Annotated in this window: 7 protein-coding genes and 1 tRNA gene; 4 read left to right on the top strand and 4 right to left on the bottom strand. The window is 66.7% G+C overall.

All coding sequences use genetic code 11. The features are described from left to right. Positions 1 to 103: 103 nt before the first annotated feature. Positions 104 to 1879 (bottom strand): aspartate--tRNA ligase, encoded by a 1776-nt coding sequence (aspS, locus tag C6Y53_RS02550; RefSeq protein WP_106473922.1) that lies wholly within the window; start codon positions 1877 to 1879, stop codon positions 104 to 106. A 200-nt stretch (positions 1880 to 2079) separates the two neighbouring features. On the opposite strand from aspS, the gene carB reads away from it, so the two are divergent. The 3 genes from carB to lon all read left to right on the top strand — a co-directional run bounded on the left by carB (position 2080) and on the right by lon (position 9323). Next, positions 2080 to 5421: a carbamoyl-phosphate synthase large subunit gene (gene carB, locus C6Y53_RS02545; protein ID WP_106470991.1), complete on the top strand. Its 3342-nt coding sequence runs from the start codon at positions 2080 to 2082 to the stop codon at positions 5419 to 5421. A gap of 89 nt (positions 5422 to 5510) precedes the next feature. Continuing rightward, the gene (gene tgt, locus C6Y53_RS02540) at positions 5511 to 6641 is read left to right on the top strand and encodes a tRNA guanosine(34) transglycosylase Tgt (RefSeq protein WP_106470990.1); all 1131 of its coding nucleotides are present in this window, start codon (positions 5511 to 5513) and stop codon (positions 6639 to 6641) included. A 267-nt stretch (positions 6642 to 6908) separates the two neighbouring features. Further along, positions 6909 to 9323, top strand: a complete 2415-nt coding sequence (lon, locus tag C6Y53_RS02535; protein ID WP_106470989.1) for an endopeptidase La — start codon at positions 6909 to 6911, stop codon at positions 9321 to 9323. An 85-nt stretch (positions 9324 to 9408) separates the two neighbouring features. On the opposite strand, the gene C6Y53_RS02530 is transcribed toward lon, so the two are convergent. Further along, positions 9409 to 10173 carry a hypothetical protein gene (locus tag C6Y53_RS02530; protein ID WP_106470988.1) on the bottom strand — a complete coding sequence of 255 codons (765 nt, stop codon included), beginning with the start codon at positions 10171 to 10173 and terminating at the stop codon, positions 9409 to 9411. 105 nt (positions 10174 to 10278) lie between these two features. On the opposite strand from C6Y53_RS02530, the gene C6Y53_RS02525 reads away from it, so the two are divergent. After that, positions 10279 to 10353: transfer RNA gene (locus C6Y53_RS02525), tRNA-Val, on the top strand. Between the two features lie 46 nt (positions 10354 to 10399). On the opposite strand, the gene cueR is transcribed toward C6Y53_RS02525, so the two are convergent. Both cueR and C6Y53_RS02515 read right to left on the bottom strand, forming a co-directional pair. Further along, a complete protein-coding gene (cueR, locus tag C6Y53_RS02520; protein ID WP_106470987.1) occupies positions 10400 to 10807 on the bottom strand; it encodes a Cu(I)-responsive transcriptional regulator in 408 nt (135 codons plus the stop codon). Positions 10808 to 10817: 10 nt separating this feature from the next. Next, entirely contained in the window at positions 10818 to 13343 is a 2526-nt protein-coding gene (locus tag C6Y53_RS02515; RefSeq protein WP_106473921.1) for a heavy metal translocating P-type ATPase, read from the bottom strand. Between the last annotated feature and the right edge of the window lie 59 nt (positions 13344 to 13402).

Raw genomic sequence — 13402 nt, 5'->3', positions numbered from 1 at the left:
GCGGCCCGGCCACGTACGTCGCCGGTCGGCATCAGGCCGCGGCGCTGACAGAGCGCGGCTTCGTCCAGCCCCGGTCAGCTGCCATAGACGCGCCCGCCGCGGATCACTCCTGCGGGATCACGCGCAGGCCCAGTTCCATCAACTGATCCGAGGTCGGTTCGGACGGGGCCGACATCATCAGGTCCTCGGCGCGCTGGTTCATCGGGAACATGATGACCTCGCGGATGTTGACCGTATCCGCCAGCAGCATCACGATCCGGTCGATCCCGGCGGCGCAGCCTCCGTGCGGCGGCGCGCCATACTGGAACGCATTGACCAGCCCGCCGAACCGGCGCCGCACCTCGGCCTCGTCATAGCCGGCGATCTCGAAGGCGCGGAACATGATTTCGGGAATATGGTTGCGGATCGCGCCCGACAGGATCTCGTAGCCGTTGCAGGCCAGGTCATACTGATAGCCCAGAACGTCGAGCGGATCGCCCTGCAGCGCTTCCATGCCGCCCTGCGGCATCGAGAACGGGTTGTGTTCGAAATCCACCTTGCCGGTTTCTGCGTCGCGTTCGTAGATCGGGAAATCGACGATCCAGGCAAAGGCGAAACGGTCGGTTTCGGTCAGCCCCAGTTCGTCGCCGATCACCACGCGGGCCTTGCCGGCCACGGTTTCGAAATCCGACGGCTTGCCGCCGAGGAAAAACGCCGCGTCACCGACGCCGAGACCCAGCTGCTGCCGGATTGCCTCGGTCCGTTCGGGGCCGATATTCTTGGCCAGCGGGCCGGCCGCTTCCATACCGTCCGCGCCCTCGCGCCAGAAGATATAGCCCATCCCCGGCAGGCCTTCGCCCTGGGCGAACTTGTTCATCCGGTCGCAGAACTTGCGCGAACCACCGCCGGGGGCGGGGATGGCGCGGATCTCGGTGCCGTCCTGTTCCAGAAGCTTGGCAAAAATCGCAAAGCCGCCGCCCGCGAAATGCTCGGATACGCGCTGCATCCTGATCGGGTTGCGCAGGTCGGGCTTGTCGGTGCCATACCACAGCGCCGCGTCGCGATAGCTGATCTGCGGCCAGTCGGCATCGACGGTCGCACCATCGGCGAATTCCTCGAACACGCCGCGCAACACCGGCTGGATGGTGTCGAACACATCCTGCTGGGTGACGAAGGACATTTCCATGTCGAGCTGGTAGAAATCGGTGGGCGAGCGGTCGGCGCGCGGGTCCTCGTCGCGGAAACAGGGCGCGATCTGGAAATACCTGTCGAACCCCGACACCATGATCAGCTGCTTGAACTGCTGCGGCGCCTGCGGAAGCGCGTAGAACCGGCCCGGATGCAGGCGCGACGGCACCAGGAAATCGCGCGCGCCCTCGGGCGAGGATGCGGTGATCACCGGGGTCTGGTATTCCCGGAACCCTTGGTCCCACATGCGGCGGCGCATGCTGGCGACAACGTCCGAGCGCAGGGTCATGTTGGACTGCATCGCCTCGCGGCGCAGGTCGAGGAACCGGTACCGCAGGCGGGTTTCCTCGGGGTATTCCTGGTCGCCGAACACCATCAGCGGCAGTTCGGACGCGGCACCCAGCACTTCCAGATCGCGGACATAGACCTCGATCTCGCCGGTGGGCAGCTTGGGATTGACCAGGTCGGGGTCACGCGCCTTGACTGTGCCGTCGATGCGGATGCACCATTCGGACCGGACCTTTTCGAGTTCATCAAAGGCGGCACTGTCTCCGTCGCACAGGATCTGGGTGACGCCGTAATGGTCGCGCAGGTCGATGAACAGCACACCGCCGTGGTCGCGGACCCGGTGAACCCAGCCCGACAGGCGGACGGTGGTTCCGGTATCGGCGGCGGTAAGATCGGCGCAGGTGTGGCTGCGATAGGCGTGCATCGGATCGGTCCCTTCGGGCGCGGAAAATATCGCGCCGATACACATGGACTTGGCCGGGAAGTCAAGTCTGAGCGCCGGGACGGCGCGGAACGGGGCGGGATGCCGGCGCGCACCCCCTTGCACCTTTTCCCGCCTTGCCTATAACGCGCAACAATTTGGGCGCCGGGTGGCGCCCCGCGTCCCGGATCAGGAATCAGCCCATGCCCAAAAGAACCGATATCGAATCGATCATGATCATCGGCGCGGGGCCGATCGTCATCGGGCAGGCCTGCGAGTTCGACTATTCCGGCGCCCAGGCCTGCAAGGCGCTGCGCGAAGAGGGGTACCGGGTCATCCTGGTCAACTCGAACCCGGCCACGATCATGACCGACCCCGAACTGGCCGATGCCACCTATATCGAGCCGATCACCCCCGAGGTGGTCGCCAAGATCATCGAGAAGGAACGCCCCGACGCGCTGCTGCCCACGATGGGCGGGCAGACCGGGTTGAACACGTCGCTCGCGCTCGAGGAAATGGGCGTGCTGGACAGGTTCGGCGTCGAGATGATCGGCGCCAAGCGTGATGCCATCGAGATGGCCGAGGACCGCAAGCTGTTCCGCGAGGCGATGGACCGGCTGGGGCTGGAAAACCCCCGCGCGACCATCGTGACCGCGCCGAAGGGCGACGCGGGCGAACCCGACCTGGATGCGGGGGTGCAGATCGCGCTCGACGCGCTCGAGGATATCGGCCTGCCGGCGATCATCCGCCCGGCCTTTACCCTGGGCGGCACCGGGGGCGGCGTGGCCTATAACCGCGAAGATTACATCCATTATTGCCGCACCGGCATGGATGCCAGCCCGGTCAGCCAGATCCTGGTCGACGAAAGCCTGCTGGGCTGGAAGGAATACGAGATGGAGGTCGTCCGCGACAAGGCGGACAACGCGATCATCGTCTGTTCGATCGAGAATGTCGATCCGATGGGGGTGCATACCGGCGATTCGATCACCGTCGCGCCGGCGCTGACGCTGACCGACAAGGAATACCAGATGATGCGCAACGGCTCGATCGCCGTGCTGCGCGAAATCGGGGTCGAGACCGGCGGATCGAACGTGCAATGGGCGATCAACCCCGAGGACGGGCGCATGGTGGTGATCGAGATGAACCCGCGGGTGTCCCGGTCCTCGGCGCTGGCCTCCAAGGCGACCGGTTTCCCGATTGCCAAGATCGCCGCCAAGCTGGCCGTCGGCTATACGCTGGATGAGCTGGACAACGACATCACCAAGGTCACCCCGGCCAGTTTCGAGCCTTCGATCGACTATGTCGTGACCAAGATCCCGCGCTTTGCCTTCGAGAAGTTCCCGGGCGCCGAACCGGTGCTGACCACGGCGATGAAATCGGTGGGCGAGGCGATGGCCATCGGCCGGACCATCCACGAATCGCTGCAAAAGGCGCTGGCGAGCATGGAAACCGGGCTGACCGGGTTCGACGAGATCGCGATCCCCGGTGCCGATGACCCGTCGTCGGGTCATGCCGCCATCGTCAAGGCCCTGTCGCGCCAGACCCCGGACCGGCTGCGGGTGATCGCGCAGGCGATGCGCGAGGGGCTGGCCGATGACGAGATCGGTGCCATCACCCGGTTCGACCCGTGGTTCCTGGCCCGCATCCGCGAAATCGTCGAGGCGGAACAGGATGTCGAGGCGGGCGGCCTGCCCACCGACGCCGACGGCCTGCGCATGCTCAAGATGATGGGGTTCACCGATGCGCGGCTGGCGGCGCTGACCGGGCAGGACGAGGCCGAGGTGCGCCGGGCGCGCCATGCCGCCGGTGTCACCGCCGTGTTCAAGCGGATCGACACCTGCGCGGCCGAATTCGAGGCGCAGACGCCGTATATGTATTCCACCTACGAAGTGCCGATGATGGGCGAGGTGGAATGCGAGGCGCGGCCCAGCGACCGCAGGAAGGTCGTGATCCTCGGCGGCGGTCCGAACCGGATCGGGCAGGGGATCGAATTCGACTATTGCTGCTGCCACGCCTGTTTCGCGCTGACCGACGCGGGCTATGAAACCATCATGGTCAACTGCAACCCGGAAACGGTGTCGACAGACTATGACACTTCGGACCGGCTGTATTTCGAACCGCTGACCTTTGAACATGTGATGGAAATCCTGCGCGTCGAACAGGACAACGGCACCCTGCACGGGGTGATCGTGCAGTTCGGCGGCCAGACGCCGCTGAAACTGGCCCGCGCGCTCGAGGCCGAGGGTATCCCGATCCTGGGCACCACGCCGGACGCCATCGACCTCGCCGAGGATCGCGAGCGGTTCCAGAAACTGGTCAACGACCTGGGGCTGAAACAGCCCGAAAACGCCATCGCCGCGACCGATGACGAGGCCCGCGCCCGCGCCGCCGAGCTCGGTTTCCCGCTGGTGATCCGCCCGTCCTATGTGCTGGGCGGCCGCGCCATGGAGATCGTGCGCGACATGGCCCAGCTCGAGCGCTACATCGCCGAGGCGGTGGTGGTGTCGGGTGACAGCCCGGTGCTGCTCGACCGCTATCTCGACGGCGCGGTGGAACTGGATGTGGATGCGCTCTGCGACGGGACCGACGTGCATGTGGCGGGCATCATGCAGCATATCGAGGAGGCCGGCGTGCATTCCGGCGACAGCGCCTGTTCGCTGCCGCCCTATTCGCTGTCGCGCGCGCTGATCGACGAGGTCAAGACCCAGACCAACGCGCTGGCGCGGGCGCTCAACGTGGTCGGGCTGATGAACGTGCAATTCGCGATCAAGGGCGATGATATCTACCTGATCGAGGTGAACCCGCGCGCGTCGCGCACGGTGCCGTTCGTGGCCAAGGCGACCGATTCCGCCATCGCCTCGATCGCCGCGCGGATCATGGCCGGCGAGAAACTGGCCACGTTCCCGCAGCGCGCGCCCTATGCGGACGCGGATTACGACACCACCCTGCCGCTGGCCGATCCGATGACGCTGGCCGACCCGGACATGCCGTGGTTCTCGGTCAAGGAGGCGGTGATGCCCTTTGCCCGCTTCCCCGGCGTCGACACCATCCTCGGCCCCGAAATGCGGTCGACCGGCGAGGTGATGGGCTGGGACCGGGATTTCCCGCGCGCCTTTCTCAAAGCGCAGATGGGCGCCGGCATGGTGCTGCCGTCGGCGGGGCGTGCCTTTGTCTCGATCCGCGATGCCGACAAGGGCGTGGCGATGCTCGAGGCGGCGCAGACGCTGGTCGACCTGGGCTTCGGCCTGGTCGCGACCCGTGGCACCCAGGCCTGGCTGGCCGAAAACGGCGTCGATTGCGACCGGGTCAACAAGGTCTACGAGGGCCGGCCCGACGTGGTGGACATGCTCAAGGACGGGCAGGTGCAGCTGCTGATGAACACCACCGAAGGCGCGCAGGCGGTCGAGGATTCGCGGTCGATCCGGTCGATTGCGCTGTTCGACCGCATCCCCTATTTCACCACGGCGGCCGGGGCCCATGCGGCGGTGCGCGCGATCAAGGCGCAGGCCGAGGGCGATATCGGTGTGAAGGCGCTGCAGGGCTGACCGGCCCGCAGATCGCCGGCCGGGTGTGAACGGGCGGGCGCGGGCGCCGGGGCAGGGGACAACCAGGGGACAACCAGGGGACGGGCGGCATGGCCGGGAAATTTTCGTTTCAGCTCGATGCCACCGATGGCGCCGCCCGCGCCGGCGTGATTGAAACGCCGCGCGGCCAGATCCGCACGCCGGCCTTCATGCCGGTGGGGACGGCGGCCACGGTCAAGGCGATGATGCCGGAAAGCGTGGCGCAGACCGGCGCCGACATCCTGCTGGGCAACACCTATCACCTGATGCTGCGCCCCGGCGCCGAACGGATCGACCGGCTGGGCGGGCTGCACCGGTTCATGAACTGGGACCGGCCCATCCTGACGGATTCCGGCGGTTTTCAGGTCATGTCGCTGGCCGGGCTGCGCAAGCTGACCGAGCAGGGCGTGACCTTCAAGAGCCATATCGACGGGTCCAGCCACGAGCTGACCCCGGAACGCAGCATGGAGATCCAGCGGCTGCTGGGGTCCGATATCGTGATGTGTTTCGACGAATGCCCGGCGCTGCCCGCCGACCGCGACCGCATCGCCGCCAGCATGCGCCTGTCGATGCGCTGGGCGCAGCGGTCGCGCGATGCCTTCGGGGACCGTCCGGGACATGCGCTGTTCGGCATCCAGCAGGGCGGGCTGGAGCGCGAGCTGCGCGAGGAAAGCGCCGAGGCGCTGACGCGTATCGGGTTCGACGGCTACGCGGTTGGTGGGCTCGCCGTCGGCGAGGGGCAGGAGGCCATGTTCGGCTGTCTCGATCATGCGCCGGCCATGCTGCCCGTTGACCGGCCGCGTTACCTGATGGGCGTCGGCAAGCCCGACGACATCGTCGGCGCGGTCGAACGCGGCATCGACATGATGGATTGCGTCCTGCCGTCGCGGTCGGGCCGCACCGGGCAGGTGTTCACCCGTCATGGCGTGCTGAACATCAAGAACGCGCGCCACCAGGACGATCCGCGCCCGCTGGACGAGGCCTGTGCCTGCCCGGCCTGCCGGAACTACAGCCGCGCCTATCTGCACCATGTGTTCCGCAGCCAGGAAATCATCAGCTCGATGCTGCTGACCTGGCACAACCTGCACTATTACCAGGACATCATGGCCGGCATGCGGGACGCGATCGCCGCGGGCTCGTTTGCGCAGTGGCGTGCGGCGTTCGATGCCGGGCGCGCGCAGGGGGATATCGAACCGTTATAGGTGACGCCGGGCGCCGCTCCCGCGCCTTTGGCACGGATCGCCCCGCCCGCCGTCCCGCAGGCTGTTCCGCAAGCCGTGCGCATTGCCGGAAACCGGGCAAATTGTGTGCTTGCAGCGGCGATGGGCAGCGGTCATTCTGGGCCCTGCCAATTCGATTGGTTGAATCGGGGCCGCCGACGCCCCACCTATTCCTTCTGAGAAGGGGATGACCGATGGTTGCCCGGGAAACGGGGGCCGGTGTCATTCTGCCAACAACAAGGACCGGACATGCAAGACCAACTCAACGCCTCCTACCCGGTGCTGCCGCTGCGAGATATCGTGGTGTTTCCGCACATGATCGTGCCGCTGTTCGTCGGGCGCGAGAAATCGGTGCGCGCGCTGGAAGAGGTCATGGCCGACGACAAGCAGATCCTGCTGGCCAGCCAGATCGACGCGGCCGAGGACGAACCCGAAACCGACGGCATCTACAAGGCCGGTGTCCTGGCCAACGTGCTGCAATTGCTGAAGCTTCCCGACGGCACCGTGAAAGTGCTGGTCGAGGGGCAGGCGCGCGTTCGCATCGACACGTTTCTCGACAATGACGCGTTTTTCGAGGCCCGCGCCGAGTATCTGACCGAGATGCCCGGCGACCCGGCCACGATCGAGGCGCTGCAGCGCACGGTGGCCAACGAATTCGAGCGTTACGCCAAGGTGCGCAAGAACATTCCCGACGAGGCGCTGGCCGCGGTCGGCGATGCCGACGATCCGGCGCGGCTGGCCGATCTCGTGGCCGGTCACCTGGGCATCGAAGTGGAGCAGAAACAGGACCTGCTCGAGACGCTGTCGATCAGCGAGCGGCTGGAGAAGGTCTATGGGCTGATGCAGGGCGAGATGTCGGTCCTGCAGGTCGAGAAGAAGATCAAGACCCGCGTCAAGTCGCAGATGGAGAAGACCCAGCGCGAATATTACCTGAATGAGCAGATGAAGGCCATTCAGAAGGAGCTGGGCGACGGCGAGGACGGTTCGGGCGAGATCGCCGAACTGGAAGAGAAGATCGCCGCCACCAAGCTGTCGAAGGAGGCGCTGGAAAAGGCCGAGGCCGAGCTGAAGAAGCTCAGGAACATGTCGCCGATGTCGGCCGAGGCCACGGTGGTGCGCAACTATCTGGACTGGATGCTGTCGATCCCCTGGGGCGTGAAGAGCCGGGTCAAGAAGGACCTGAACCGCGCGCAGGAGGTGCTGGACGCCGATCACTATGGCCTGGAGAAGGTCAAGGAACGGATCGTCGAATACCTGGCCGTGCAGCAGCGCAGCAAGAAGATGAAGGGGCCGATCATGTGCCTCGTCGGCCCGCCGGGCGTCGGCAAGACCTCTCTGGGCAAATCGGTGGCCAGGGCGACCGGGCGCGAATTCATCCGCATCAGCCTGGGCGGCGTGCGCGACGAATCCGAGATCCGCGGCCACCGGCGCACCTATATCGGCTCGATGCCCGGCAAGATCATCCAGGCGCTGAAGAAGGCCAAGACCACCAATCCGCTGATCCTGCTCGACGAGATCGACAAGATGGGCCAGGATTTCCGCGGCGACCCGGCGAGCGCGATGCTCGAGGTGCTGGACCCGGAACAGAACAACACGTTTGTCGACCACTATCTCGAGGTGGAATACGACCTGTCGAACGTGATGTTCCTGACCACGTCCAACAGCTACAACATGCCGGGGCCGCTGATCGACCGGATGGAGATCATCCCGCTGTCGGGCTATACCGAGGACGAAAAGCGCGAGATCGCCCGGAGCCACCTGTTGCCCAAGCAGGTGAAGAACCACGGGCTGAAGAAGGACGAGTTTTCGCTCGCCGACGATGCGCTGACCGCGATCATCCGCACCTATACCCGCGAGGCGGGGGTCCGGAACCTCGAACGCGAGATCGCCAAGATCGCGCGCAAGGCGCTGACGCGGATCGTCCGGAAGGAAGCCGGCGGCGTGTCGGTGACGGCCGAGAACCTCGACGATTTCCTCGGCGTGCCCAAGTTCCGCTATGGCCTGGCCGAGAAGGAGGACCAGATCGGCGTCGTCACCGGGCTGGCCTATACCAGCGTCGGTGGCGAATTGCTGAGCATCGAGGCGCTGCGCCTGCCGGGCAAGGGCCGGATGAAGACCACCGGCAAGCTGGGCGAGGTGATGAAGGAATCGATCGAGGCGGCGTCTTCCTATGTCCGCTCGGTCGGCCCGAAACTGGGGATCAAGCCGCCGCGCTTCGATTCCTGGGACATCCATGTGCATGTGCCCGAGGGCGCTACGCCCAAGGATGGCCCCAGCGCCGGTCTGGCGATGGTGACCTCGATCGTCTCGGTCCTGACCCAGATCCCGGTGCGCAAGGACATCGCCATGACCGGCGAGGTCACCCTGCGGGGCAACGCGCTGGCGATCGGGGGGCTGAAGGAGAAACTGCTCGCGGCGCTGCGCGGCGGCATCACCACGGTGCTGATCCCGCAGGAAAACGAAAAGGACCTTCCCGAGATCCCCGACAACGTGAAGGAAGGTCTCACGATCATTCCGGTCAGCCATGTCTCGGAAGTTCTGGAACACGCGCTGGTGCGCCAGCCCGAACCGGTGGAATGGGACGAGGCCGCCGAGGAAGAGGCCGCCGCCGCCCGCGCCGCGCTGAAGGATGGCGATGAAGGCAAGTCAGCCACAGCGCACTGATGGCACCATGCCAGAATAGAGGGGGCCGGCATCCGACGGGTGCCGGCCCCTTGCCGTTGGCGTCAGGCCCGGGTTCCGTGCATCATCAGCACATGACGATGCCGCCGTCCCAGTCCGGATAGCGGATGATGGATCCTGTCGAATAGTCAAAGGTATAGGCCTTGCTGCTGGCCTCACCCGACATGCGGAACGGGGCGCCGTCATTGTCGATCGTCGTCACCTGCGGCCCGGCCGGCGTGGTATAGTGGATGTCATAGACCCATTCGACATAATGCGACGTGGTCATCGCGTGAAACTCGACGATCTCCACCTCGTTCCGGGACACATAGAACACCTCTGTATCGGGATCGTCGAAGCCCGAGAGCATCGCCTTCGGGGCCTCGGCGTCGAAATCGACGAATGCCGTGCGCAGCGCCATTCCGCCGCAGCCGCCATCGGCGATGAACCAGCCCGCGAGCGGGTCGGCGCGTTTCAGGATCCGGGGTTCGATACGCCGGATCACCACCGGCTCGGCAAGCGAGGTGCGGAACTCGACCCGGATTGCGTGGGTGCGGGTGGCTATGTCGCTCCAGTCCCGGCTGCGGTTGCGCCAGCCGAAATTTTCCGTCTCGGCCGCGGTGATGTCCTCGGGGCGGTGTTCGGTTCCGGTGACGAGGGCCGAGGTGACCAGACCGGGGTTCATCGGCTCGCCGGTGTCGTGTTCGACATGCAGCACCAGCGGCGCGCCCTCGAACGAGGCCTGCACCCTGTCGCGCGTCTGGGTGAATATCCAGCCGCCCAGCCCGGCCAGGAAGGCGGCGGCAATGACCCAGCCCGCCCGTGCCCAAAGTGGTTTCGCATCCTCCGACATGTGATCGTGCCCCTGCTGATACCGGCCTCAGGATACCACAGCGCCCGCAAAGGGGAAAACTACCCCTTGAAGTGTTTCCCGACTGACGGTATCAGCCCGTGCGACGGGTGATTAGCTCAGTGGTAGAGCGCTTCGTTCACATCGAAGATGTCAGCAGTTCGAATCTGTTATCACCCACCATTCCTTCCCGCGTCCCGCCAATCGCCCGCGCAACATGGTTGCCGCGCTATTCGGGTTTCGGCTGCCCGGTTTCGGCGGCGAGATCGGCGAGGATCGGGCAGTCGGGCCGGTGGTCGCCTGCGCATTTGTCGACCAGATCGGTCAGGGTGCGGCGCATTTCGCGCAGCTCGTTCAGCCGGGTTTCGATATGTCCCAGATGAGTGCGGGCGATCGCCTTGACCTCGGCGCTGCTGCGGTCGCGATCTTCGTAGAGCGCCAGCAGGTTGCGGCAATCCTCGAGCGAAAACCCCAGCCGGCGTGCGCGGCCGAGAAAGGCCAGCTTGTGCATGTCGCGCGGCGCGAACACGCGATACCCGTTTTCGCCGCGCCGGGGGCTGATCAGCCCCATGTCTTCATAGTAGCGGATGGTCTTTGTGGGCAGGCCGGACAGGCGGGACACGTCACCGATATTCAATGCAATCTCCTCATGTGCCGGTGGCCGCCGCGATACCGCCCGGCGCAGGCGCGCGCGGGCCGGGATCGTCGGCCAGCGCCGGTTCGATGAACCGAAGCCGCAGGGCGTTGGTCAGCACGAACACGCTGGACAGCGCCATCGCCGCCGCGGCCAGCGGCGGTGACAGCATCAGGCCAAAGGCCGGATACAGCGCCCCGGCCGCCACCGGGACCAGCGCGATGTTGTATGCGAAGGCCCAGAACAGGTTCTGACGGATGTTCCGCATCGTGCGCTGCGACAGAAGCATGGCGTTGACCACGCCGCGCGGATCGCCGGACATCAGCACGACATCCGCCGCTTCGATGGCGATATCGGTGCCGGTTCCGATGGCGATGCCGGTATCGGCGCGGGCCAGGGCAGGGGCATCGTTGATGCCGTCGCCGACAAAGGCCACGCTGCCGAACTTGTCCCGCAACTCGGCCACCGCCGCCGCCTTGTCGCCGGGCAGAACCTCGGACAGCACGCGGTCGATCCCGGCCGATCGGGCGACCGCCCGGGCGGTGGCGTGATTGTCGCCGGTGATCATCGCCACCTGCAGCCCCATGGCGTGCAGGGCGTCGATGGCGGTCCGGGCCGCCGGTTTCAGCGGGTCGGCCACGGCGAGGATCGCCGCGAGTTGCCCGTCGACGGCGACAAAGAGGGGCGTCTTGCCCGCGCGCCCGAGGTCGTCGGCGGTTGCATCGGCCCCCCCGGCATCCACGCCTTCGCGTTTCAGGAACCGGGCCGAGCCGATCAGGACATCGTGGTTTTCCACCCGCGCGGCGGCCCCGTGGCCGGTGACCGACCGGAACCCCGTCGCCATCGGGATCGGTGCCGCATCGCGCCGTGCGGCCCGGGTGATCGCATCGGCGACAGGATGCTCGGAGCCGGCCTCGACCGCGGCGGCGAGCTGCAGGATCCGGGTTTCGTCCATGCCCCCCTGCACGATCAGGTCGGTCAGTTCGGGGCGGCCCTCGGTCAGGGTGCCGGTCTTGTCGAAGGCGACGACAGCGGTGTCGTGCAGGGTCTGCAGCGCATCGCCCTTGCGGAACAGCACCCCCAGCGATGCCGCGCGGCCGGTGCCGACCATGATCGAGGTCGGTGTCGCCAGCCCCATCGCGCAGGGACAGGCGATGATCAGCACCGCGACGCCGGCGACGAGCGCATGGGGCAGAGCCGGGGCCGGCCCGACCAGCAGCCAGATCGCCACCGTCAGCGCAGCGACTGCCAGCACCGCGGGCACGAACCACAGCGTCACCCGGTCCACCAGGTTCTGTATCGGCAGTTTCGCCCCCTGCGCCTGTTCGACCATGCGCACGATCTGCGACAGGGTGGTGTCGGTGCCGACACGGGTGGCGCGGAACCGCAGGCCGCCCGCCCCGGCCACGGTGCCGCCGGTCACCGGGTCGCCCGGTTGCTTAGCGACGGGCAGGGATTCGCCGGTGATCATGCTTTCGTCGACATGGCAGCGCCCTTCGACGACCACTCCATCGGTCGCGATGCGGTCTCCGGGGCGCGCCAGCACGATGTCCCCGACCCGGATCGCGGTGGCGTCGATCTGTTCGACCTGCCCGTCGCGCAGCACATGCGCATTTGTCGGGCGCAGCCGGATCAGGGCGCGGATCGCATCGCCGGTGCGCCCCTTGGCCCGCGCCTCGAGCCAGCGTCCCAGCAGCACCAGGACCACGATGACCGCCGCGGCCTCGAAATAGACCGCGCCTGAACTGTCGGGCAGCAGGGCCGGGGCGAACAGCACGACGGTCGAGAACAGGTAGGCCGCCGAGGTGCCGAGCGCCACCAGGCTGTTCATGTCCGCCGCGCCCCGGAACAACGCCGGAAAGCCCTTGCGGTAGAAGGCGCGGCCCGGCCCGATCAGGACCAGCGTGGTCAGCACGAACTGGATCAGCCAGCTGGTCTGGTGGCCGATGGTCCGCCCGATCCAGTGATGCAGGGCCGGGACTGCGTGGCCGCCCATTTCCAGCAGAAAGACCGGCAGCGCCAGCGCCGCCGCGATCAGGGCGCGGCGGGCGAGGTCACGGGCCTCGGCATCCCGGCGCGTGCCCGCGCCGGTGGCACCCTGCGCCGCCCCGGCCGGTTGGCGCGGCCGGAGGGGATAGCCCGCGGCCGCAGCCGCCTCGACCAGGTCCGTAACCCGCGCCTGACCTTCGGCGGTGGTCACGCGGGCGGTTTCCGTGGCCAGGTTCACCTCGGCAGACAGCACGCCGGATACCCCCGTCAGCGCCCGTTCGGCGCGGGCCACGCAAGAGGCGCAACTCAGGTTTCCGATGTCGAACTCATGCGTTTCGGTTCGGGCCGGATACCCGGCCTGCGCCATTGCCGCCGCCAGCGCGGCGCCATCGGCCGGTGACTGGAAATCGACCGATACGGTCTCGGCGGCGAGGTTGACACCCGCATGGCGCACCCCCGGCACCGCGGCCAGGGCGCGTTCCAGCCGCGCGGCGCAAGAGGCACAGGACATGCCCGAAACGGGCAGGGTAAGGGTGTGTTCGGTATTCATGGCGACCGCCCGGTTCATACGTTCGCACCCCAGATAGGGCTTCCATCTACTGGAAGGTC

Source organism: Pukyongiella litopenaei (assembly GCF_003008555.2).
GTDB lineage: Bacteria > Pseudomonadota > Alphaproteobacteria > Rhodobacterales > Rhodobacteraceae > Pukyongiella > Pukyongiella litopenaei.
The sequence above is the reverse complement of the archived record's forward strand: the minus strand, read 5'-3'. Positions and strand labels throughout refer to the sequence as shown.